Origin of the sequence: Nostoc sp., from assembly GCF_036917815.1 — a bacterium.
In the GTDB taxonomy this organism is placed as follows: Bacteria; Cyanobacteriota; Cyanobacteriia; order Cyanobacteriales; family Nostocaceae; genus Nostoc.
On sequence record NZ_JBALEK010000065.1, the window covers coordinates 121,073 to 144,292 of the forward strand.

At 41.9% G+C, this 23,220-nt stretch carries 18 protein-coding genes; 11 read left to right on the top strand and 7 right to left on the bottom strand.

All coding sequences use genetic code 11. From position 1 onward, the window contains the following. Nucleotides 1-4: 4 nt before the first annotated feature. On the bottom strand, nucleotides 5-3,922 hold the full coding sequence (gene cobN, locus V7K97_RS20585) for a cobaltochelatase subunit CobN (RefSeq protein WP_334802857.1): 3,918 nt from the start codon (nucleotides 3,920-3,922) through the stop codon (nucleotides 5-7). Between the two features lie 94 nt (nucleotides 3,923-4,016). Between cobN and V7K97_RS20590 the strand changes: the two genes are divergently transcribed. Further along, nucleotides 4,017-6,050 carry a GAF domain-containing sensor histidine kinase gene (locus tag V7K97_RS20590; protein WP_334802858.1) on the top strand — a complete coding sequence of 678 codons (2,034 nt, stop codon included), beginning with the start codon at nucleotides 4,017-4,019 and terminating at the stop codon, nucleotides 6,048-6,050. A gap of 380 nt (nucleotides 6,051-6,430) precedes the next feature. Here the strand turns inward: V7K97_RS20590 and V7K97_RS20595 are convergent, their stop codons facing one another. After that, nucleotides 6,431-7,264 (bottom strand): ATP-grasp domain-containing protein, encoded by an 834-nt coding sequence (locus tag V7K97_RS20595; RefSeq protein ID WP_334802859.1) that lies wholly within the window; start codon nucleotides 7,262-7,264, stop codon nucleotides 6,431-6,433. 37 nt (nucleotides 7,265-7,301) lie between these two features. After that, nucleotides 7,302-8,162 carry a hypothetical protein gene (locus V7K97_RS20600; RefSeq protein ID WP_334802860.1) on the bottom strand — a complete coding sequence of 287 codons (861 nt, stop codon included), beginning with the start codon at nucleotides 8,160-8,162 and terminating at the stop codon, nucleotides 7,302-7,304. A 134-nt stretch (nucleotides 8,163-8,296) separates the two neighbouring features. Here V7K97_RS20600 and V7K97_RS20605 point away from each other — a divergent pair, with 134 nt between their 5' ends. From V7K97_RS20605 to V7K97_RS20630, 6 genes are all read left to right on the top strand, one after another. Beyond that, a complete protein-coding gene (locus tag V7K97_RS20605) occupies nucleotides 8,297-9,214 on the top strand; it encodes a metallophosphoesterase family protein (protein ID WP_334802861.1) in 918 nt (305 codons plus the stop codon). 106 nt (nucleotides 9,215-9,320) lie between these two features. After that, nucleotides 9,321-9,941 (top strand): Uma2 family endonuclease, encoded by a 621-nt coding sequence (locus V7K97_RS20610; RefSeq protein ID WP_334802862.1) that lies wholly within the window; start codon nucleotides 9,321-9,323, stop codon nucleotides 9,939-9,941. An 84-nt stretch (nucleotides 9,942-10,025) separates the two neighbouring features. Continuing rightward, nucleotides 10,026-10,205, top strand: coding sequence for a hypothetical protein (locus V7K97_RS20615; protein ID WP_334802863.1), 180 nt, complete (start codon nucleotides 10,026-10,028; stop codon nucleotides 10,203-10,205). A 5-nt stretch (nucleotides 10,206-10,210) separates the two neighbouring features. Beyond that, entirely contained in the window at nucleotides 10,211-11,464 is a 1,254-nt protein-coding gene (locus V7K97_RS20620) for an AAA family ATPase (RefSeq protein ID WP_334802864.1), read from the top strand. Next, the gene (locus V7K97_RS20625; RefSeq protein ID WP_334802865.1) at nucleotides 11,461-12,096 is read left to right on the top strand and encodes a retron system putative HNH endonuclease; all 636 of its coding nucleotides are present in this window, start codon (nucleotides 11,461-11,463) and stop codon (nucleotides 12,094-12,096) included. The genes V7K97_RS20620 and V7K97_RS20625 overlap by 4 nt, the downstream gene beginning before the upstream one ends. 74 nt (nucleotides 12,097-12,170) lie before the next feature. After that, entirely contained in the window at nucleotides 12,171-12,464 is a 294-nt protein-coding gene (locus V7K97_RS20630; RefSeq protein WP_292842315.1) for an antibiotic biosynthesis monooxygenase family protein, read from the top strand. Nucleotides 12,465-12,513: 49 nt separating this feature from the next. Here V7K97_RS20630 and pcrA read toward each other — a convergent pair whose 3' ends face one another. Together pcrA and V7K97_RS20640 are read right to left on the bottom strand one after the other, a co-directional pair. Continuing rightward, nucleotides 12,514-14,838 (bottom strand): DNA helicase PcrA, encoded by a 2,325-nt coding sequence (gene pcrA / locus V7K97_RS20635; protein WP_334802866.1) that lies wholly within the window; start codon nucleotides 14,836-14,838, stop codon nucleotides 12,514-12,516. A gap of 177 nt (nucleotides 14,839-15,015) precedes the next feature. Next, on the bottom strand, nucleotides 15,016-15,342 hold the full coding sequence (locus V7K97_RS20640) for an acyl carrier protein (protein ID WP_334802867.1): 327 nt from the start codon (nucleotides 15,340-15,342) through the stop codon (nucleotides 15,016-15,018). Nucleotides 15,343-15,943: 601 nt separating this feature from the next. Here V7K97_RS20640 and V7K97_RS20645 point away from each other — a divergent pair. Genes V7K97_RS20645 through V7K97_RS20655 form a run of 3 tightly spaced genes read left to right on the top strand, consistent with a single transcriptional unit; the run spans nucleotide 15,944 to nucleotide 17,958 of the window. Beyond that, nucleotides 15,944-16,912, top strand: a complete 969-nt coding sequence (locus V7K97_RS20645; RefSeq protein ID WP_334802868.1) for a sodium-dependent bicarbonate transport family permease — start codon at nucleotides 15,944-15,946, stop codon at nucleotides 16,910-16,912. Nucleotides 16,913-16,916: 4 nt separating this feature from the next. Next, nucleotides 16,917-17,228 (top strand): P-II family nitrogen regulator, encoded by a 312-nt coding sequence (locus tag V7K97_RS20650; protein ID WP_334705285.1) that lies wholly within the window; start codon nucleotides 16,917-16,919, stop codon nucleotides 17,226-17,228. A gap of 16 nt (nucleotides 17,229-17,244) precedes the next feature. Next, nucleotides 17,245-17,958 (top strand): carbonic anhydrase, encoded by a 714-nt coding sequence (locus V7K97_RS20655; RefSeq protein ID WP_334802869.1) that lies wholly within the window; start codon nucleotides 17,245-17,247, stop codon nucleotides 17,956-17,958. A 162-nt stretch (nucleotides 17,959-18,120) separates the two neighbouring features. On the opposite strand, the gene V7K97_RS20660 is transcribed toward V7K97_RS20655, so the two are convergent. Beyond that, nucleotides 18,121-19,845, bottom strand: coding sequence for a sensor histidine kinase (locus tag V7K97_RS20660; protein ID WP_334802870.1), 1,725 nt, complete (start codon nucleotides 19,843-19,845; stop codon nucleotides 18,121-18,123). Nucleotides 19,846-20,797: 952 nt separating this feature from the next. On the opposite strand from V7K97_RS20660, the gene V7K97_RS20665 reads away from it, so the two are divergent. After that, complete coding sequence (locus V7K97_RS20665) at nucleotides 20,798-21,235, top strand: CAAD domain-containing protein (protein ID WP_334802871.1); 438 nt, start codon at nucleotides 20,798-20,800, stop codon at nucleotides 21,233-21,235. Nucleotides 21,236-21,574: 339 nt separating this feature from the next. Here V7K97_RS20665 and V7K97_RS20670 read toward each other — a convergent pair whose 3' ends face one another. Beyond that, nucleotides 21,575-22,681, bottom strand: coding sequence for an S-layer homology domain-containing protein (locus tag V7K97_RS20670; protein WP_334802872.1), 1,107 nt, complete (start codon nucleotides 22,679-22,681; stop codon nucleotides 21,575-21,577). Between the last annotated feature and the right edge of the window lie 539 nt (nucleotides 22,682-23,220).

Here is a 23,220-nt window from a genome sequence, read left to right on the forward strand (position 1 = left end):
TTTCCTACACCATTGATTTTTCTTCGATAACTGCTTCGGCTTGATGTACTAGGTTCCTCAAAGCTTCTAATGTTCCTATGCTGACATCTTCCCACAAATTGCGCTTATGTGCTTCTAATAATCTTTCAGCAATATCACGCAGAGCATAAGGGTTCTTTTCCTGAATAAATTCCGAGACAACTGGATCGAGCAAGTAAGCTTCTACTATGCCTTGATACATATAATCTTCGACACATTTAGCTGTTGCATCGTAGGCGAATAAAAAATCTACTGTCGCCGCCATTTCAAAGGCTCCTTTATAACCGTGGCGCATGACTCCTGCAATCCACTTGGGATTAACTACGCGAGAACGATACACCCGGGCAATTTCTTCTTTCAGTTGACGAACGCGTGGTTGGGCGGGTATGGAATTATCACCAAAATAAGTTTGAGGATTTTTCCCCTGTAGAGAACGCACCGCAGCTGTTAAGCCACCCTGAAATTGGTAATAATCATCAGAATCGAGTAGGTCATGTTCACGGTTATCTTGATTGTGCAGGACTACTTGCATTTGGGACAAGCGTTGTTTGAAGGCTTCGGTATTGGGGAGTGGGGAGTGGGGAGTGGGGAGTGGGGATTGGGAATTAGGAATAATTTCTGCCCCTCTGCTCCCTGCTCCCTGCTCCCCTGCTTCTGTTCCCGAAGAGTAGGCGTAAGAACTCCAGTTGATGTAGGCGCGGGCTAAATCTTCGTCGTCTGTCCAGTTTTGGGATTCAATTAAACCTTGGAGTCCGGCGCCGTAAGCACCTGGGCGAGAACCAAAGATGCGATAGCGCGATCGCACCACTGCTTCTTGTAAACTTAATCCTTGGCTTGTCCATAAATCAGTCTCTTGGCGAACTGCATTTGCAAGGGGGTTTTGTTCTGGCGGTTCATCTAAGTCTGCTACTGCTGACACTGCTTGATCGAATAAGTCAATTAAGTTGCCAAAAGCATCCCGGAAGAATCCCGAAATTCGTAAGGTGACATCGACACGGGGACGCCCCAAAATCGCTAGGGGCAAAATTTCAAAATCTACTACTCGCCGCGCTGCACCATCCCATACCGGTTGGACTCCGAGTAAAGCTAAGGCTTCGGCGATATCATCACCGCCTGTTCTCATGGTGGCTGTTCCCCACAATGATAAACCTAGTGTTTTGGGATATTCACCATGCTCTTGAGTGTAATATTCTACGAGGGTTTCAGCCGCTTTTCTACCGATATCCCAAGCTGTCTCTGTGGGAATGGCGCGAATATCGACAGAATAAAAGTTTCTCCCTGTTGGTAGAACTTCGGGGCGGCCACGCGTGGGTGCGCCAGATGGAGCGCTGGGGACATATCCGCCATCGAGTCCGTGTAATAAGTGGGTGATTTCTTGATCGGTTTGTTGTAAAGCGGGAAGGAGGCGATCGCGTATCCATGTAGAGACGCGATTCATCGCGTCTCCACCCCCAGCACAGACGCGATGAATCGCGTCTCTACAAGAATTCTGATTTCTGAATTCTGAGTCCTGATTTATTAGTTGTTCTACTAAGAGGGCGGCGTGTTCTTCTAGGACTTCGACGATATCACCGAGGGTACGGCATTCTGTGCCATTGACTATTGAGTATTCACCACTAGGCATTGACAAATCTGCTGTGAGGGGGTCGAAATCTAGTCCCCAATCTTGAGCGATCGCACGGGTAATACCTGAAGAATGGCGATTGGGTATGCGAGCGATCGCTACTATTAAATCTCGCAGCTGGCGTCCTTGGGGACATTGCCCAAAAATGTGCAAGCCATCGCGGATTTGAGCTTCTTTCAATTCACAAAGGTAGCCACCGATAGAATTCAAAATTAAAGATGACGCTCGCGGACTCGCTAACGCTGCGCTAACCGAATTAAAAATTTCTGTTTCGTTTTGGATTCCTAAATCTAGATGGAGATTTTCTTTAATTACCAGTTCGTGGATGCGATCGCGAATCACTGGTAAACGCGAAGGATCTAAACTATCCGCTTCATAATACTCATCAATTAAATTTTCTAACTGTTGCAAAGAACCGTAGAGTTCCGCGCGAGTCATGGGCGGCGTTAAATGATCTATAATCACCGCTTGAGCGCGACGTTTGGCTTGGGAACCTTCACCAGGATCATTCACAATAAACGGGTACAGGTGGGGAAGTGCGCCAAAAGCTACTTCTGGATAACAGTTACTCGATAAAGCCAGACTTTTACCCGGTAGCCATTCTAGATTTCCATGTTTCCCTACATGAACTACAGCATCAGCACCAAAACATTCTCTTACCCAATAATAGAAAGCTAAATAAGCGTGAGTTGGTTCTAAATCCGGCGCATGATAATTCAAACTGGGGTCATTATCATAACCCCTTGCTGGCTGAATTCCCACAAAAATGTTGCCGAGTTGAATTCCGGGAACGGGGATTGGGCATTGATTACTCCTCTGCTCTCCCACTCCCCACTCCCCACTCCCCACTCCCCACCGTTCACTAATACCTTGCTGCACTGCTGGCGGTAATGAAGCAAAATATTCTTGATACTCTTCCCAAGAAACACTTTGATGTACCGGAAGTGATTCTCGGCCTTCTGGATCATTGGTTACGCCAGATGTTAACCGTTGAATCAACTCATCTCCTTCAGCAGGGGGGTTTTCTACTTCATACCCAGCCAGATATAACGCTTGGAGGATTTCTACACAACTAGCTGGGGTATCGAGTCCTACACCATTGGCGAGGCGGCCATTGCGGTTGGGATAGTTCGCCAAAATTAGGGCAATTCGCCGTTCTTGGGGTGGTTTGGAACGTAGACGCGCCCAATTTGCTGCTAGTTTAGCAACGAACTCGATGCGATCGCTAACTGGTTCATAAATTACCACATCTGTCTCTAAATGGGGATTACGAGTTTGCAATGCTTTAAAAGACACAGCACGAGTAATAATTCGCCCATCTACTTCTGGTAGCGCCACATTCATCCCAATGTCGCGGGGAGAAAGCCCTTGAAACTGTGACTCCCACTGCTCAATTGAGCCGCCACTGAGGATCACCTGCAACACAGGCACATCTAATTTTTGCCACAGTTCGGTTTGGGGTGTTTCGCTTTCCAAGCGTGCTAGAGAAAAACTAGTGGTATTCAGCAGCACAGCTATTGATTCACCTTCTTTGGGTTGGAAAAATTCACTCAACTCAACTTGCACATCGGGTTCACGCAATGAGGAAACAAACACTGGCACTGGTTGTAAATTTTTTTGTACCAAAGCTTCGCATAAAGCATCAATTACCTTAGTATTACCCGCTAAATAATGGGCACGGTAGAAAAGGATGCCGATTTTGGGGATTGGGGACTGGGGATTGTCGAAGTGTCCCCATTCATACAATCCCACACGCGGAATCGGCTGAGGTAGTGGGGGATTATATGCAGTTAACAAGCAACTATCGGAGATAAATTGCAGAGCATTAACGAAATTTTCCACACCGCCTTCGCTAAAATACTGCCATATCTGGTTAACAATACCCAAGGGTACGGTAGACTGAGAAATTAAATCGGGATCAAAAGCGTCATCCCCTGGCATGACAATGAGATTTCTACCATTACGTTGCACAATTTCCTGCACCACTTCTAAGCCATAACCCCAGTAGGAGCGTCCTCCTAATAGGCGCAAAATAACTACTTGGGCAAATTCTAAAACTTGCTCACCGTAAGTATCTATACTTAATTGTTGCTGTAACTGCAACAGGTTAGCGACTCTTAATGCCGGAAAGCTTGCAGGTAATTTTGTCACCGCAGCTGCCAAGGTTTGAATGTCGGTATCAGCAGCCGTAATCAAGACAAAAGGCGCTGGAGTTTGTTCTAAAAAAATTAAGCTCTCTGACTGATTCCATCCGCCTGGTGTGCTACTTATACGATGCATAATTCTGTCTTACCGTTTTAAAGTGTTGGTTAGTACATAATCAAAACAAACTTTTTTCCCTGGATTCAGCCCCCTCTCACCAAAATGATTGAAAATGCTTAGTTCTCCTGATTTGAGCTTTTCTCGAACCTTGCCGATTGTTGTATTTAATCAGCTTGGGGAGTTGTTGGAACAGATGGCTCAAACCGTGGAAAGTGCCCCTCTGGTACTGACAGAAGCTTTGTTGGTGCGAATTTGCATACCTGTGGAGTGGCAAAGGCAAAGGTTTACATTAGTGGTTTCTGAACAGTTTAGTGCCCTTTTGGTAGGAAACTTTGAGCAGGGGAGCAGGGAAGCAGAAGAGGAAGGAATTTACTCAGGAATCAATGCTCAGTTGACCTTTAATTTAGAGGCGATCGCAACATTTATCTCCGAATTGAGAGACTTGTTTGAGTGCGATTCTTATACTCACCAAAATCTCGAACATTATCGCCAAATTATTAGACCTAATGATGCTACGCTCCAAAGTCAATTCACGCTGTTGTTATTAGAATATCTTTTAACTCAGCCGAACCAAGAAATAATAGCACCTCCAAGCTCAACTGCGCCGGCAGTTTATATCTGTCAGCCGGTGGAAGATGCTTTAAAAAAACAGATTTCTCAAGAGCGGCTATTAAATCAGGTAACAACGCAGATCCGTAAAAGCCTGGATTTGCCAGTGATTATGGCAACGGCGATTACACAGGTGCGTGAGTTTTTGGAATTAGACAGATTAGTAGTTTATAAATTTGCAGGTTCCCAAGTTAACACTCAACAATACGAGTCTGACACTATTCCCCTCAATGAAAGGGCACTGGCAACAGGTATGGAACTATCAGTTAGGGAACCTGCCAAAATCTATTTTTCTATACACGATAACAACGGTAAACACTCGCCTTTGGGAGCAGCTAATAATCAATCTCTACTAGAAGACTATCAGCAATCTGGAGGTTATATTGTCTATGAAGTCCGGGCTACAGATGCTATTACATCCGTATTGAATTACACGGAAAAAAATTGCTTTATCCGAACCTCTCAGTGTTGGGAGAAGTATCGCCAAGGCTTTACTTTAGCTGTGGATGATGTCGAAAAAACTTATGCCTTAGAAGAGTGTTTATTAAATTTTTTAAGGGAATGCCAAATTAGGGCTAAGTTGGCGGCACCAATTATGTTTGAGGACAAACTGTGGGGATTGCTGATTGCTCATCAGTGCGATCGCCCCCATCAGTGGAGTGATAGCGAAAAAAACTTGCTAATGGCGATCGCCGAACAATTAGCGATCGCCATTCACCAAGCTGAGTTAATGCAAACCCTCACTCAAGAAAAACAAACTCTCGAACAACGAGTTATTGAGCGCACAATGGCCTTACGTGATGCTCTCCTCGCCGCCGAAGCTGCTAGCCGGATCAGAAGTGAGTTTCTCGCTACTATCAGTCACGAATTACTCACGCCTTTAACTTATGTGATTGGGATGTCGTCTACATTGTTACGCTGGCCTTTGGGTGAATTGAGTCAACGACAACGCGGTTATCTGCAAACAATCCATGACAGTGGAGAACATTTATTAGAAATGATTAATGACATCCTCGATTTATCACAAATCGAGGCTGGTAAGACAGCTTTAAATATTTCGGAATTTTCTTTGGTGAATATTGCGGAAAATGCTGTAGAATCACTGCGAAAAAAAGCAACAAGCGAACAAATCACTCTCAACCTTGATTTGCAAATCAATCCCAGGCGCGATCGCTTTACCGCCGATGCCGAACGAGTAGCACAAATTCTCTCGAATCTGTTAACTAATGCGATTAAATTCACCCCTGAAAGCGGGAGCGTTACCTTACGTCTTTGGGTGGAAGATGATACCGCTATTTTTCAAGTAGAAGATACCGGGATTGGCATACACGAAGAACAATTACCATTACTGTTTGAGAAATTTCAGCAACTCGATACACCCTATCGCCGCCGCTACGAAGGTACTGGAATTGGATTAGCTTTAACTAAACAACTTGTAGAACTTCATCGGGGTCGAATTGAAGTAGAATCAACTATAAGTATTGGCTCAATTTTTACTGTATGGATACCAACTCAAGCTATGAGAGTGGTGAGTTAGGAGTTAGGAGTTATATCATGTCCGCTTGATTGCTTATTAAATCCGAAGAACCCCACCCCCGCCAAAGCTACGCTTTGTCTCCCCTCCCCGCAAGCGAGGAGGGGTGTAATGAGTGTGGTTTGCAAGCCCTAATTATGCGGAGATGATATTAGGAGTTAGGAGTCTTACTCCCCTTCCCTTGCAGGGAAGGGGTTGGGGGTTAGGTGTGTATTGAACTCAACTGCAAACCACTATATAGGACTAATATTTGATTTCTGAAAAAGCTCAGTACAACTCGGAAAGCCTAATTCCCTATTCCCTACTCCCCACTCCCCGCCTACGTAGATAATTTCAAAAATCAAATACGATTCCTATATTAGCTAATCAAAATACTGAAGTTTTTATTTTGAGGCTAGGCTAATGAGCATTTTTTCAAAAATTCTCAACACAGGCTCCTCTCCATTATCTCTAGTGAAAATACTATAATTTGGGTGAGAATTGATTTCAATCAACCAATATTGATTATCTCGATCTAATACAATATCTAAACCACCATAGTCAAGGTCTAATTCTTCAAAAACAGGTTTAGCAAAATTAGCAATTTCTGAAAATATTTGTGGATCGTTGATATACTTTGCTTTTGCACCATCCCAGTGCAGAGGACTGAGATTACCCGCAAACTTTGCATCACTTATATCTTTTTCATAGAGCAAAACTAACTCTTTATTTAAGAAAACCGCTCTATATTCAGATTTAATGTGAATAAGTTCTTGAGCAAGAGCGACATAATCATACTTTTTAAAATTGATATTAAAAATTTGTTTTAAAGCAGTTTCAATCTCATCTAGATTGTGACATAAAAATACGTTATGTCCCCTTGCACCAGAATTCCTTTTAACTATCACTGGAATTTCAAAATTTTCTTTGATTTCTAAGACGATATCTTGAATAGTTGGAAATTTTAAGTAAACTTTATACTCTATGTCACAAAAAGGAGAAAGAAAACCTAATGTCCGAGGAAGTTTAACTTTTTGATTTAACACATGATAAGTGTATTCCTTGTCTTTTATAAGGTGTGATACTGATTGATTAATCAACGGAGTACTATAGTTACAAAAATAATGTTGTTTATTATTGAGTTTTATTTTTACTAAGTTTTCAGCCGGATAAATAATTTCATAGTTGATGTTTAAGTTTTCACAAGCTTTGAGCAATAGCGAAACGTTATCTAACATAAGTACTTAAAGTTAAATGTCTGAATTACGAATTATTTTAACTTGCTGTTTGCCGTTTAAAAATCACTATCTCAGTACCAACAACTGGGTTACGCGCTATCAGCCTATTTTGAGAGTCGATGATTTCTAAATGGGTAAAATCAAGTTCTTGAGAGCGTTGTAATATCTCCGCAGCTAGTTTGTCTTGCTGAGATTCTTTGAGAGTGTACCAATCATCAGTAATTTTGACTGTAAGATTACTTGTACGGAAGTTGGCTTGAATTGACTTTATCAGACCAGAGGCAATGCGATCGCTAATTTCAGCTACCTGATTTTCAATAGCCGCAATCAAAGCTTGTTCTGGTGTCAATTCTATACTTGGTGTCGGGGTTGGCGTTGGCGTAGGAATTGGTTCTGGTTCGATTTCGGGTTCTGGCGGCGGCGTAATTTCTTCTGGTGGCTGTGGCGGCTGTGGTTCTGGTACAACTGACTCCGGTGGAGTAGTTATCGTTGGTGTCGGTGTAGGAACCTCTTCAATCGGGGGAACAGTCGCTACTTCAGTAGGTTTACCAGTAAATACAGTCACAGTCGTCCAAAGGATAATTACAGCAATTCCAGTTACAATGCCCGTCAAAGCTGTATCTGATAACTTTGTTGACAAATTTGATGGCAAGAACAAGCGGATTGTCCTTAACAATCCACCCCATCGCAACTGAAGCTGCTGGAAAAAACTTGGTTTTTCCTCAGTACCAGGTGGGGGTGCTGTCTCCAGTTTCTCCACCGTTGTTTCTAAAACCCCAATCGTCCCTTGGAGAAGTTGGATAATTTTAGCCTTCCAAAACGGCTGAACTCTCTGGTAAGGTTTTTGGGGAGGTTGATTTATCGGCTTATCTGTGGGTTTTGGATTGTCTTGTGACATGGAACTTTCACCAAAAGCAGCGAATCAAGGACAAACAACGTACATTATTACTGGTGCTGCCTCTTTTGCCTTAATGTATCACTTCATTGCTCATTGTTTCCGCTAAACTGACTATTTATTAAATTTGGTGAATTATGAACCTGAAACGCCGTCAATTTTTATTTTTAAGTAGCCTGGGCACCATTGGTGCAGGATTTTTAGGCTGGATGTTAGCTCATCAAAATCATCAAAGTGCTGATATTAGCGATTCAACAACAGCTATAGCCGCCAACCCAGCCAAAAAAGACTTGTTATTACGTTTTGTGTCTGTAGCAGATACGGGAACTGGGGCTAAAGGACAGTATGCTGTGGCTAGGGCGATGAATGGGTATCACAAACAAAATCCTTATGATTTAGTCGTTTTAGCTGGAGACAACATTTACAACAACGGCGAAATTGAAAAAATCGGCGAAGTTTTTGAGCGTCCCTATCAAGCTTTGCTAAAGCTTGGTGTGAAATTTCAGGCTTGTTTAGGTAATCACGATATTCGTACTGCCAATGGTGAGCCACAAGTCAAGTATGTCGGCTTTAATATGAAGGGGCGTTACTATACATTTAGCCGTGGGACTGTGCAATTTTTTGCTTTAGATACTAATAGTAATGCTGATTGGAAAAACCAGCTATCTTGGTTAGAAAAAGAATTAAGTATTAGTAAAGCTCCTTGGAAGGTGGTGTTCGGGCATCATCCGATTTATTCATCAGGTGAGTATGGGACTAATCCAGATTTTATTAAAACCTTCACTCCTCTATTTCAAAAATACGGCGTTCAACTTTACATCAATGGCCACGAACATAATTATGAACGGACTCGTGCTATTGATGGTACAACTTATTTAATTTGTGGCGCGGGTGCAGGTCATCGTCCTGTAGGGCGTTCTGAGTGGACAGAGTATTCTACTAGTGACTTAAGTTTTGCTTCTTATGAGGTATATAAAGATAGAATAGAAATAAGTGCGATCGCTACTGATAATCGCATTTTTGATCAAGGTATTATTCAGTTGAAATCAGCGTAATTATTATGAAATTCAATTGAAAATGCAATCATTCCGTGAAATCGGCGATTTGACCCTGGAGTTCGGGGATCATTAATTTTGAATTTTGAATTCGGAGCGAAGCGACGTGACTCAAGCTATACCTAAACTAGTAACTTTTGAAGATTTTGCAGCGTGGCGACCCGATGGCGGAAGATACGAATTACATGATGGCGTGATTGTTGAAATGGCACAACCAGTCGGAGATCATGAAGATATTGTGGGTTTTTTGGCACTAGAAATATCTTTTGATATCAAGCGTCTAAATCTACCTTATTACATTCCAAAAACTGTATTGGTAAAACCACTTGAAGGTGAATCAGCTTATTCACCAGACATATTAATAATCAATCGACCAAATTTATTGAATGAGCCTTTATGGAAAAAGAAATCGACTGTATCTCAAGCTGCATCTATTCCATTGGTTATTGAAGTTGTTAGTACTAATTGGCGGGATGATTACTACAAAAAATTAGCTGATTATGAAGCTATAGGCATTCCTGAATATTGGATTATAGATTACGCGGCTTGTGGCGCTAGAAAGTTTATTGGCAATCCCAAACTGCCGACTATATCCATCTATCAATTAATCGATGGTGAGTACCAAGTTACTCAATTTAGAGGCAGCGAACACATCGTATCGCCTACTTTCCCAGAGTTAAATTTAACCGCCGAACAAATTTTTCAAGCTGAAGGTCTACCAACGTAGTCTTTACTCTCACCGGACTGATTTTGAAGATAGGCGATCGCATTTCTTAACAACAAAAATTTGTGTATAGCGGTTCCCATTCAGATGCAGTACAACGTTACATCACGAGGTGTAGGGGCACGGCATTGCCGTGCCCCTACGGGTGTACCTCACGTAAACGATAACTGCTATATGAAGGTGTATAAAGATAGAAAAGAAACAAGTGCGATCGCTACTGATAATCGCGTTTTTGATAAAGGTATTATTCAGTTAAAATCAGCGTAATTATTATGAAAGTCAAGCGCTTGAAAATGCAATCCTTCCGTGGAATCGGCGATTTGACCCTGGAATTTGATCTAACGGAACCTATTGTGCTTATTGGTATCAACGGTGTAGGTAAGTCCAGTATTCTTGATGCTCTTTCCCTCTTACTTTCGCGTTTTATGGAGTGGATTGGAGGTGTTTCTCTGAAAGATGAAGTAAGAGCATTTAGTGAACTAGATATTTCTAATAAAGACATATTAACAAAACTGAATATTACGATTTTATTAGGTGGAGGAGAAGATAATTGGGAAATATCTAGAAGTCGTAATGGAGTATCTCAAGATTCAATGCATGAAATGATAAGGTCTGCTGCTAATGCAATTTGGCGTCATTGGCAAAATGAGCCTCAATACAATTTACCTCTAGCAGTGTACTATCCCGTCAATCGTGCAGTTCTTGATATTAGTCTAGATATTCCAAATAAAACTCAGTTTAAGCAAATAGATGCTTATGAAAAAGCGCTTACAGGCAGCAGAAATGACTTTGGGGTTTTCTTTCAATGGTTTAGAAACCGAGAAGATTTAGAGAGTGAGTTACTACGAGACAATCGTACTTACCAAGATTCACAGTTAGAAGCAGTTAGACAAGCTATATCTTCATTGATACCTAGTTTCTCAAAGTTACGGGTTCGTCGTTCTCCTTTAAGAATGACTGTAATCAAAAAAGGTGAGGAACTGATAGTAAATCAGCTATCTGATGGGGAAAAATGCTTGCTGGCTATGGTTGGAGATTTAGCAAGACGATTAGCGATCGCTAACCCAGGTTTAACAGAACCACTCGAAGGTGAGGGTGTTGTTTTAATTGATGAAATTGAACTACATCTACACCCTAAATGGCAACGAGAAATTATTCCGGCGTTGACAAGAACATTCCCCAATTGCCAATTTATTGTCACCACCCATTCGCCTCAAGTAATTAGCCAAGTCAAGCCGGAAGGAATTTACATTCTAGAAAAAACAGACGAAGGTGTTGTTGCTAAAAGACCAGAAAGTTCCTTTGGGAGAGATAGTAATCGTATTTTAGAAGACCTCATGGGTGTTCCAGCACGTCCACAAGAAATTAAAGATCGTTTACATGAGTTATTTAGACTCATTGATGAAGGGAATCTTGATGGTGCTAGGCAATTATCTCAGGAAATTGCTGATATTATTGGACAAGATGAACCAGAATTAGTAAAAGCAAGTGTATCTATTCGACGCAAAGAGATTTTGAAACGGTGAAATATATCAAAAAAAGTGAGGAGCCAGAAAGTTTTACCGTTTGGAAAAATCTAGCAAATGAGGATTGGCAACCAAGTTGGGAGAACTTCAGCAAACCACAAAAAACCGATGTACATGATTCCTTATTGCAAGAGCAAGGTTTTATCTGTTGCTATTGTGCAAGGCGCATTACCAAAGAAATTAGTCATATTGAACATCTAAAACCTAGATATCCTAATACTGAGCTAGCGCTGGAATACACAAATATGCTGGCTTCATGTCAAAGAGAAAGAGAGCGTAAAGAACCTCTGCACTGTGGAAGCAAGAAAGCTCATTGGTACGATGAGAATTTGATGGTTTCACCCATAAATGCAAATTGTGAGGAGTTCTTTAAGTACACTGACGACGGTCAGATTTTGGCGACAAATAATTCAGAAAAGCAATTAGCTGCTGAAACAACAATTGATAAACTCGCACTCAATATTGACAAGCTGAAAAATTTACGTGCAAAATCTATTGAGCCAATATTGGAAATTATTAATACGATTACAGAGGAAGAGAGACAAGACTTAATTCTAGGCTTCAGTGAAACTGATTCTAAAGGATATTACGAAGAGTTTTGCGCTGCGATTATCTATTTATTAAAAAATTAGTTTTAATGGCGTAGTCCGTTGTAGACATCACATTATACTAAATAACATTAGCTTAATACCCACTGTAAAATTATATGATTCTTGAGGCAGTTATTCTTCATGTCAAACCCGGTTTAGAATCTGATTTTGAAGCTACTTTCAAAAAAGCTTCTAAAATTATTTCTTCAATGGACGGATATTTATCACATGAATTGCATAAATGTATAGAAGTCAAAGGTAAATATTTATTACTTGTCAGATGGGAAACTTTAGAATCTCATACTGTCGGATTTAGAAGTTCTGCCGAGTTTCAAGAGTGGAAAAAACTTCTACATCATTTTTATGATCCATCTCCCATTGTTGAACACTTTGAAGAAATTGAAATATGAAAAACAAGATCCCCGACTTCGTAAAAGTTGTCGGGGATCTGCGACCATATCACTCTACTCTTTGTAACTGCGCTACTCTTGGGTCAACAATTTTTTGTCCTAAGCTAGCAAATTTAATTGCTACAGACATCTTATTACCTGTTCCGAAAACATGGGTAATTTCACCAATACCAAAGGTTTTATGTAATACTGTATCGCCTACTTGCCAATTCTGGGTTGTGTCTTGTTTTCCATTGGGAGTAGAAGCAGTTTTGGTATAACTTTGACGACTCGCGCGTTTTGTAGATATTAATTCTTCTGGTAATTCATCGAGAAATTGCGATCGCATCGCAGGTTCACGAGAACCATACAAACGACGTTCCCGCGCGTGTGATAAAAATAACCGCTCTTGGGCGCGAGTAATCCCCACATAACACAAGCGGCGTTCTTCTTCCAAAGATGCGGGATCACTCAGCGAACGGTAGCCGGGAAATAGCCCCTGTTCTAATCCCACCAAAAATACTACGGGAAATTCCAAACCTTTGGAAGCGTGCAAAGTCATCAATGAAACGGCTGTTTGCCCTTCTTTTAAGTTATCCAAATCGGAACTGAGGGCGGCGCTACTCAGAAAGTCTCGCAGGGAAACTTCTTCGTTTTCTTCTTGAAATTGCAGTGCAGCATTGTAAAGTTCCTGGACGTTTTGTACCCGATCTGTGGCTTCATCTGTGCCTTGACTCATCAAGTCTTGAACGTAACCAGAATCTTCTAATATTCCTTGCAAAACCTCAGTTACGGGAAGTGTGCCAATTTGTGCTTGCCAACGGCTAATCATTGCGGCAAAGTTATTTACAGCTTTTGTCGCCCGTCCAGCTAATGTATTAACTGATGTTTCATCACTGAGTATTTCCCACAGGGTTGTCCCTAATTGCTGGGAGGCGTTCATCAAAGCATCAATAGTGGTTTTGCCAACTCCCCGGCGGGGAGTATTGATAACTCGTAATAAACTGACTGTATCAGCTGGATTAGCGATCGCTCTTAAATACGCAATAACATCTTTAATTTCTTTGCGATCGTAAAATCTCATTCCCCCTACAACTGTGTAAGGAACTTGATACTTCACCAACAATTCTTCAAAGGGACGAGATTGGGCATTTGTCCGATAAAGTATAGCAAAACTACCCCAGTTTAACTCGGGATTTTGGCTTTCTAAAGTGGTTATTTGATTAATTACAAATGCCGCTTCTGCAAGTTCTTCATCGGCTTTGTGACAAGTAATCTGTTCACCCGGACCCCGCGTCGCTTTCAGGATTTTATCAATCCGTTGGGTGTTATTTTCAATCAGTTCATTAGCCGCTTGCAGAATATTTTCACAAGAACGATAGTTTTCTTCTAGCTTAACCATCGTTCGGGTGTCATCATCTACCAAACCATCACCAAAGTCTTCCTGAAATCCTAGCAAGATGGTGAAATCTGCCATCCGAAAGCTGTAAATTGATTGGTCTGCATCACCGACAACAAAAACTGAGCGATTTTCCCATTCCCATTCGCTCTTTTTGGTTTCGCCATTAGTAACTAATAAATTAATAAGTTGATACTGAGTGCGGTTAGTATCCTGATATTCATCTACGAGGACATGACGAAACTTGCGATGCCAATAACCCAATACCTGCTCATTTTGTTGAAATAATCTAGTTGGTACAAGAATTAGATCATCAAAGTCAAGAGCGTTGTTTTCTGCTAACTTATCTTGATATAAATTGTAAACTTGGGCAATTACCCGTCCGCGATAATTGGGTTGTTCTTGCTCAAATTCTTGGGGTGATAAACCTTGGTTTTTAGCGTTACTAATAGCGTAGCGGACAGAGCGGGCGTCAAACTTCTTATCGTCTAAATTTAGCTGTTTATTAACGATTTCTTTGATCAGAGTCATCACATCTGACTCATCAAAGATAGAGAAGTTGCGATTCCACTTGCGTCCTTTTTCGTCTACATATTTTTCAATATCAAAACGGAGAATGCGAGAGAATAAACTGTGAAAAGTGCCACACCATAAGTCTTTGATCGTGTTTTTGTAAACTTGCGATCGCAGTAGCGTTTGTTGGTATTCTGTCAATAAATCCAATCGCTGTCCGTGTTGCTTCATCGCCAGTTGTTCGGCAAACAGCCGTTGAATCCGTTCTTTCATCTCCCGCGCGGCTTTGTTGGTAAAAGTAACCGCCAGGATATTTTCTGGATCTACACGGTGTTTCAGAATCAGATTGGCAATGCGATAAGTCAGCGCTCGTGTTTTACCGGAACCTGCACCAGCAACAACTAGCAACGGGCCGCAGTAATGTTCGACAGCTTGACGTTGGCTGGGGTTAAGGTGACTGAGAAAGTCGAGGGTTGTTGTCATAGATGTGAAAAAGCGATGTCTCCGACGGGCTACGCCTACGCCTGGGGTCACATCAATAGAAAGTCGCTATTGCCCAGATTACAACATCCTAACGAAACTTGGTCAATAAAGATTGTGTGGCAATATTCTTAACCAGAATGGTACTGCTACGTTTCTACAATCATCACCAGATGTCTTCTATACAACAGCAGGTATTTTGGCGCTACTAATGCCACGAGGTGATGTAATAGCATCGGCAGGTTTAATTACCTCAGCTAAGGCATCTAGTTGTTCTCCAAGATAATCAGAATTTTGCAAGATTTCTGGATTGACAAAATCATGTCTGAGCAGAGCATAAACACAAACCGTACCATCTGGGGATTGCCGATATCGCAAAGATGGGTTGTAGCCCATATCTTCCAATAACTTCAGGGTTTGTGCAAGAGTCATATTTTGCACAGCAGTCAGTTCTACTGCTAAAAATACTTCTCCAGGTTTCGGAATGACTGGAAGCTCAAGTGTCATAAATCTCTCCCTCAAATTGGCATTCGTAACGTTTTCCTTTACCTACTTTCTTGGGTTGACCAATTAACTTCACGAGTGCTTTCCCTTCCACAGTCGCTTCTTGTGCTTTTATTTGACCAAAAGAATGGGATACAAGCCCCGCCCAATAGCTGCGCTACGGGCGGCTTTGATTCTTATCTAGCTCCGTTTTGCACTCGGCTGCTCCGGCTCATGTCCCGACAATACGTTAACTTTTCTACGTACATAAGTTAGCCACTAGTTATTCCGGCGCGTTGTGTCGTAAAATCAGCCACGGGGAATCAAACATCAAAAGATGGTGGGCAAGCTCTAACTTGTTCTGTTGTCAACAGTAGGGGCAATTCATGAATTGCCCCTACAGGTTTTGTAGGGATACGGCAATGTTCCCTAGCCTGTGGTTTATTTGCTTGAAAAACACTGTAATACCTAACTGAGAGTATAGTCACCAATCGGACTATTCACTCCTTGAGTACCCAATTGACATTAGGTAGCAATACACGATACATCATCATTGAACCGTTAAATTTTTAAAGATGAAAAATTTCTTTAATTGCAGGTTTTACCAGTATAAAGAGGGGTGGATATGGATTTTAGCTTAATTGTATCCAACATTTTGAATCCGCCAATTCTGTTTTTCTTTTTAGGCATGACTGCTGTTTTTGTCAAGTCTGATTTGGAAATTCCCCCACCAGTACCCAAACTCCTTTCGTTGTATTTGCTGTTTGCAATTGGTTTTAAAGGAGGGGTAGAACTAATCAAAAGCGGGCTGAATCAGGAGGTAATTCTAACACTCCTGGCAGCAATGTTGATGGCTTGTTTTGTGCCAATTTACACCTTTTTTATTCTGAAGTGGAAACTGGATACTTACGATGCTGCGGCGATCGCAGCAACCTACGGTTCTATCAGTGCCGTCACTTTCATCACTGCCGGCGCTTTTCTCACTGAGCTTGGTATTCAGTATGATGGTTACATGGTAGCAGCTCTTGCCCTGATGGAATCTCCAGCGATCATTGTTGGTCTGATCTTGGTAAGTATATTCACCGCCGATGAAAAGCGAGAGTTTGCTTGGTCGGAAGTTTTGCAAGAAGCATTTCTTAATAGTTCAGTTTTTCTACTAGTTGGTAGCCTCTTAATCGGTGTCTTGACAGGAGAACGTGGTTGGCACGTATTAGAACCCTTTGCTCAAGGGTTGTTTTATGGCATTCTCACCTTCTTTTTATTGGACATGGGACTGGTAGCTGCCAGAAGAATTAAAGACTTGCAAAAAACCGGAGTTTTCCTGATTTTATTTGCCATACTAATTCCAATACTCAATGCAGGCATTGGGTTGGTGATTGCCAAATTCATCGGTATGCCTCCGGGAAATTCGCTGTTATTCGCTGTATTGTGTGCCAGCGCTTCTTACATTGCTGTGCCAGCAGCGATGCGGATGACTGTTCCTGAAGCAAATCCCAGCCTATATGTTTCTACCGCTCTAGCAGTCACATTCCCGTTCAATATTATTGTGGGAATTCCGTTATATCTCTACGGAATTAACCTATTCTGGAGGTAATAATATGCACGTAGTTAAAAAGATAGAAATTATCGCCAACTCCTTTGAGCTTGCCAAAATTTTAGAGAGTTTAGACAAGTCGGGTGTACATAGCCATGCCGTCATTAGGAATGTTGTTGGTAAAGGATTACGAGGAACGACAGAAGATTTAGACATGACCATGCTTGATAATGTTTACATCCTCGCGTTTTGTATGCCAGAACAACTCAAGCGTGTTGTCGAAAATATCAGACCACTCCTGAATAAATTCGGAGGTACTTGTTACGTTTCCGATGTGATGGAAATTCGCTCTGTCAGATGTATCGCGTCTCTGTAAGAGAGTTATAAATTCAATGAAACATTTCATAGAACGTCGTGACTTTTTGAAGTTAGGAATGACCGGGGCATTTGGAATGATGTTAACTGCCAGCGATTTACTCTGGCAGGTTAAACAGGCGAAAGCTGCCGAAATCCCTTCAACTTCCCCTGAATCCCTCAGTCCCGATGCAGCCTTACAAAAGCTGATAGAGGGAAATCAGCGATTTATTGATCATCATCCCCAATACCCCGATCAATCTGCACTGCGATTGCAGGAGGTTGCTCAAGCTCAACATCCATTTGCAACTATTCTTAGTTGTGCGGATTCACGAGTGCCGGCAGAAATTGTTTTTGATCAGGGCATTGGTGACATCTTTGATGTTCGGATTGCCGGAAATATTGCCACCCCGGAAGCCATCGGCAGTATTGAATATGCGGTTGTCTTGTTAGGTTCTCCCCTGCTGATGGTGATGGGACATGAGCGTTGTGGAGCTGTAACCGCAGCTGTACAAAACGAGTCGTTACTCGGTGATATTAGTACTTTTGTTAAGGCAATTAAGCCAGCCGTGGAAAAAGTCAAGAGTCAGCCTGGTGATGCGGTTGAAAATGCTGTGGTGGCAAATGTGCAATATCAAATTGAACGGTTGAAGCACTCAAAGCTTTTAACCGAGCAGGTGCAGTTAGGCAAATTAAAAATTGTCGGGGGTCGTTATGACTTGGATACAGGGAGAGTAAGTATTATTACTTGATTTGGCAGAGGATTTCCAGATGAGGGCAAAGGAGCAGGGGAGCAGGGTAATAATTACTAATGCCCCATACCCCATGCCCACTTGCCCTGAGCGGAGCCGTACCACTTCGTGGAAGCAAGCTACGCGTAGCGTCTCGTAGAGAAGGGATGCCCCATGCCCCATTCAATCTTGAACAGTCATTGGCAGACGAATGGTGAAAGTAGAGCCAATTCCCGGCTCACTTTTGACAATAATCTCACCACCCATCATCTGGCAAAAGTGGCGGCTAATTGCCAACCCCAGTCCTGTACCTCCATACTTTTTCGTAGTGGAGGTATCACCTTGTGTAAAAGGTTGAAATAACTGCTGCTGTTGACGGTTAGACATACCTATACCTGTGTCGGTAACGGTGAAAGTAATGCTCCCCAAAGGAGCCTCCGGTCGAAATTCATCCTTTTCTCTGTTGACTGTCAGCGTCACCTTACCGTTTGTAGTGAATTTACTGGCGTTGCTGAGTAAGTTTAACAACACCTGCCGCATCCTCGTCTGATCGGCGTACATTGTCCCGAGTTGCTCATCAAAATCCACTTCTAAAACATTGGCATTTTTTTCTATAGCTGGTTTGACTGTGAGGACGACGTTATGAATCAGCATCCCAATCTCGAATGTCTCTGGATAGAGGGTCATTTTCCCCGCTTCAATTTTTGACAAGTCGAGGATTTCGTTAATCAAGTGGAGTAGATGTTTACCAGCAGCGTTAATTGTTTCTAAGTCTGTGATAAAGTCTCCCGGTAAACCCAGATCGGTAGCGTCGTCTTCTAAAAGTTGGCTCAAGCCAATGACAGCATTTAACGGTGTGCGTAATTCGTGGCTGACATTGGCCAAAAATATGCTTTTTGCCTTGCTAGCAGCTTCGGCTAATTCTTTAGCTTGTTGTAGTTCTTTTGTTCGCTGAGATACTCGCTCAATCAGATGATTTAGAGATTTGGCGAGTAGGCCAATTTCATCTTCGGTGGTGACGGGCGCTCGCAAATCAAAATTATGTTTCCTCGCCACTTGTTCAGCTACTTGGGTAACAATGATCACTGGTTCAGCGATGGCGCGACTGGTTCGCCAAGCTACAATAGCTGCGATCGCAACCGAAAGCAGCATACTCGCGATCGCAATAAATCGCTCAACTATTTTTGCCTGCTCAACGGCTCTTTGCTTTTCTTGCTCTTGCTCTTGGGCAGTTTGCAGAATATTAGTCAAGTTTTGCGAAAGCTGATCTAGCCGCACGGCTGTTTCACCACGCATAATTGACAATAGCTGCGATCGGGCAGAGGAAATCTTCTGAGGCTGGACTTTTTGAGACTCAATTTTCTGTAAGACAACCTCGATTTGGTCAACGTAGGTTTTTAAATTATTCTTGTAATCCAGCAATAACGTCTGTAAAGTCGAACTTGTTGCTGCTAGTCTTTTAGGTTTACTGTCAATAAATCCGCCAATTTTTGACTCTATCTCCTTGGCTTTTTCAACATTCTTCAGAAAATCAGCTTTTTTGCTTTGCAGTTGTTGGGAATCTTCCAATACAGCAACTAGGTTAAAGCTATGCAATTGCGCCCCAACTACTGCATCTTTATAATTACTCAGTAGTTGTCCTTGCTCATAAGCTTGATTGAATTGTCTGACTTCCCTTCCCCGGTAGTAGTTGGCGATTACTAACCCAGTCAGTGAGCCAAAAAAGCCAATTCCGATCGCTACAAAGTACCCATAGCCAATTTTTTGGTGGATGCGCCAAGAACTAGCTTTGAGTTTCCCTCGTGAGGGAAATTCTATGGTTGGGAGTTCGTCTGTCGATGGCTCTTCGGCTGACACTTTTTTGCTTTCTGAACTGCTGTAAATCGGAGTTGGCTTTGGAGTTGGCATCCTTGCCTTCCCGCAAAAATTACCAAATTAGTCTAGCTTATTCAAACACTTTAATTGGTGATCAACATCTACATTATCTTCTTTTATCGCAAGAGAAAATTATTGCTTACTACATGATTAACATAAACTTATACTACATGAGTTCTTTTTATAGCAATGCTGATAAGTATAATTACAAGGGATAACAGAATTCGCTTTTTTTAGCAGGAACGATATGGTTTCCTGCACTAAAGACCCGTCTGAGAGTGTCCACAGTACTTTTCTCAATATGCAGTTCATAGTAATGAGTTCTTGCCATGAGGTACGCCATTACTCTACCTTACTGCTTCCTGATAAAATCAATACAATCAGGAAAAAAACAAAAGGTTAAACACTTGTTGGGCATTGGGATCAGACAAGGTAGAGACTTTTTCGATAATTCCTTCTTCCCAGTCCTCAATCCCTAGGCACCCATATCATAAAATAAGTTAAAAGTCTAGTATATGTGAACACACAAAAACTTTTATTACGTATTAATATCAATACGAATGGGTTAATTGACGAAGGCGGCTTAAGATAGCTTTAATATCAGATAAAATCGGCTTCTAGGCTTATATAAATGAGAGGTAGACTGATTTTTGCATGATTTGTACTTAGATTTAGTACGATTATGAGCAAATGACACGGAATGGGATAATCACAACCTGAGGATTCCAGTTGATTCCAAAAAATAGAACTCAGGAAGTTGATTATAATACATCCTGCTGCTTTCTGAGTTCTATCCTCATACAGACTGTCTACCTTGTAGTTGATGCAGTAGATAGTACGGGTCAATTATGGTTATAGGACACTAAAACCCTTTTGTGCCCTTGATCCAATTGAACTGATGCACAAGTGCATTGCCTAATAACAGCCTTTTGGTTGTAATTATCCAGATTAGAAAAACTCAACTGTCAAATTAATGGGAGTGAAAATGCCAGAACAAGAATTTACCGAAACCGCATCCAAAGAGACTACAGTGGCAGAAATCAATAACCAAACCGGAACCATCACCAAACTTCAGCCTCCCGCGCAGTCTCAAGACGAATGGCTAAAATACGGGGAGCAAATTTCTACCTTTTTAGCAACATTACCAGAATATCTGGGAAGCTTCTTTAATCAATATAAGCAACCCCTGGTAACAGTTGGTTTAATTGTGGGATCAATTGTTGGGGTTAAAGTACTCTTGGCAATATTAGATGCTTTGAATGATATCCCGTTGGTAGCACCTACTTTTGAGTTGATCGGTATTGGTTACTCTGCTTGGTTTGTTTACCGCTATTTGCTCAAAGCCTCAACCAGGAAAGAGTTGACTAGTGAAATCACCACTCTTAAATCACAAGTTGTCGGTAAACAAATTCCAGAAGCTTAATATCTAATTATCGCTTCTCTACAAGACGCTACGCGTACCTTACTCCTACGCAGGAGTAAGCTTTAATTCCAATTCAGCGAAGTCTGAACGCTGAATTCTGGCGTTCAGACTTATCTTAAAATTCCTTACGAAGTTCATTAACAATTCGTAATTCGTGATTAAGTTATGGATGGGAAACATACCTACCCATAACACTACGATCTCTAGAGGTCGCTTCCTCTGACCAGATAATTACGAATTATTTTGACCCTTGGTTTAATTACGAATTACGAATTATTGTTGAGACACAGATCAGGCGGAAAATTTACCCTTTGGGTTCGGTTTTAGAGCCTGCGAAAGTTATGGAGATGTTTTGGGCGATGCCTGAGTTGGGCTAGGTCTACGCACTATATTTGGAGATATAATTGCCTCCAATTTGCCACGTTTTACTAAAGCTTGATGAATCATCGCCGCTACTTCTGCCCGACTAGCTACTTTGTTGGGATCAAGGACTTGGGGATTTGGATAGTTAACTACCAGACCATTGGTTGTAGCAGCAGCTATTTTGCCGATAGCGTAGGTTGGAATATCTTTAGCATCTTTATAGACACTGATAATCGGATTTGGGGAAGTGGGTGCTTTCAAATTCAATCCACTGACAAGGGCAACTAAAACTTGCACTCGTGAAATATTTTGTTGTGGTTTGAAGGTTTTTTTCGGGTAGCCTTTGAGAAATCCGGCACTGATGGCTTGGTTAATTGCTGGAGTTGCCCAGAATTTTGTTGGTACATCTTGAAATGCGATCGCAGTCTTAGACGGTTCTTGGTCAAAGGCTTTTTGTATTATGGCAGCAAATTCGGCGCGGTTTACAGGCTGATTTGGTCTAAAAGAATAATCAGGAAACCCTTTGAGAATCCCACGGGCAGAAAGAACGTCTATAAAACGCCGCCCCCAAAAGTTATCTGGCACATCGTTAAATGCAATTGGCGGCGGAATGATTGATTTTTGTTTTGCCGGAGTTACTAAAGGCAACGCTGATGATTTAATTGATGACTCAAGTCCTGTTGAAGAAGATACAGGTGTCTGTGGTTGTGGAGATTGAGTTGGGATTACCAGAACAGATGGCAATATTGCGCGGTAAGGAGTTGCGTTGTTAGTGGGAAATGAAGGTGTCTTGGGTTCAACAACAGCCTCAGGTGGAGAATAGGGCAAAACGCTGTTGGGTACTGCATAAGGTTCTACCTTGGCAGTAGGGGAGGGCAATACTTGATTTGGTCGAACACTTCTAGACGGAGTGGAGGAAGGCGACAGTAGCCCGTTTAAGTTCCAGTTAGAATCTTTGCGGGACAATGACCAAAAAAGAATCGCTCCGATAGTGGTGAAGGCAACCAGAATGGCTATAAATTCATCAAAGCCAAGGGCCGTTTTTTGGGATGACTCCGGTTCGTAAGGAGGTCTATTTGTCATCGTGATTCCCCTGGTAGCAGGTCATAACGTTACCTTTGCACTCTTTGTAGAGGTTGTTTTTAGTTTAGCTTGCGATCGCTCTCTAAATATTCTCCACCCAGATGATAAATTGCCCGCCAATTGCTTCCAGTGGTCTAAGAACGATTTTCACGTAGAAGGGGCTACTTCCACTAGATACCTAAACCAAAACCGAATTTCGAGGGTGGCAGAATTTGACACTCCCAGCGATAAATCGACGGGGATTCTTGGTTCAACGAAACCACTTAACCTAGTGTCCTTGCGTCATCTAGACCAGAGGTGGGATTCTCCACGCCAGGTGCTTCAAGTCCTGTTTTACTTGAAACAATTTGTTCCAAAATTCTGAGTCGCGTTTCGACTTCGCTCAACACAAGTCTAGCCCATAATGAATCTTTTACCTACTGCTAGGAGGAAACTAGAACAATGCAGTAGAACCGCATAGATGAGCCACTGCGTTGCGGGGGTTCCCCCCGTTGTAGCAACTGGCGTTCAATTATCAAGGTGAGCGTGCTTTATCTTTC

Excerpts from the sequence above, each read along its gene's own strand:
- V7K97_RS20615 (WP_334802863.1), top strand. The coding sequence starts at position 10,026 with ATGCAGTACAACGTTACATCACGAGGTGTAGGGGCACGGCATTGCCGT.
- V7K97_RS20595 (WP_334802859.1), bottom strand. The coding sequence starts at position 7,264 with ATGTTAGATAACGTTTCGCTATTGCTCAAAGCTTGTGAAAACTTAAAC.
- V7K97_RS20600 (WP_334802860.1), bottom strand. The coding sequence starts at position 8,162 with ATGTCACAAGACAATCCAAAACCCACAGATAAGCCGATAAATCAACCT.
- V7K97_RS20645 (WP_334802868.1), top strand. The coding sequence starts at position 15,944 with ATGGATTTTAGCTTAATTGTATCCAACATTTTGAATCCGCCAATTCTG.
- V7K97_RS20665 (WP_334802871.1), top strand. The coding sequence starts at position 20,798 with ATGCCAGAACAAGAATTTACCGAAACCGCATCCAAAGAGACTACAGTG.
- V7K97_RS20660 (WP_334802870.1), bottom strand. The coding sequence starts at position 19,845 with ATGCCAACTCCAAAGCCAACTCCGATTTACAGCAGTTCAGAAAGCAAA.
- V7K97_RS20620 (WP_334802864.1), top strand. The coding sequence starts at position 10,211 with ATGAAAGTCAAGCGCTTGAAAATGCAATCCTTCCGTGGAATCGGCGAT.
- V7K97_RS20655 (WP_334802869.1), top strand. The coding sequence starts at position 17,245 with ATGAAACATTTCATAGAACGTCGTGACTTTTTGAAGTTAGGAATGACC.
- V7K97_RS20630 (WP_292842315.1), top strand. The coding sequence starts at position 12,171 with ATGATTCTTGAGGCAGTTATTCTTCATGTCAAACCCGGTTTAGAATCT.
- V7K97_RS20640 (WP_334802867.1), bottom strand. The coding sequence starts at position 15,342 with ATGACACTTGAGCTTCCAGTCATTCCGAAACCTGGAGAAGTATTTTTA.
- pcrA (WP_334802866.1), bottom strand. The coding sequence starts at position 14,838 with ATGACAACAACCCTCGACTTTCTCAGTCACCTTAACCCCAGCCAACGT.
- cobN (WP_334802857.1), bottom strand. The coding sequence starts at position 3,922 with ATGCATCGTATAAGTAGCACACCAGGCGGATGGAATCAGTCAGAGAGC.
- V7K97_RS20590 (WP_334802858.1), top strand. The coding sequence starts at position 4,017 with ATGCTTAGTTCTCCTGATTTGAGCTTTTCTCGAACCTTGCCGATTGTT.
- V7K97_RS20670 (WP_334802872.1), bottom strand. The coding sequence starts at position 22,681 with ATGACAAATAGACCTCCTTACGAACCGGAGTCATCCCAAAAAACGGCC.
- V7K97_RS20650 (WP_334705285.1), top strand. The coding sequence starts at position 16,917 with ATGCACGTAGTTAAAAAGATAGAAATTATCGCCAACTCCTTTGAGCTT.
- V7K97_RS20605 (WP_334802861.1), top strand. The coding sequence starts at position 8,297 with ATGAACCTGAAACGCCGTCAATTTTTATTTTTAAGTAGCCTGGGCACC.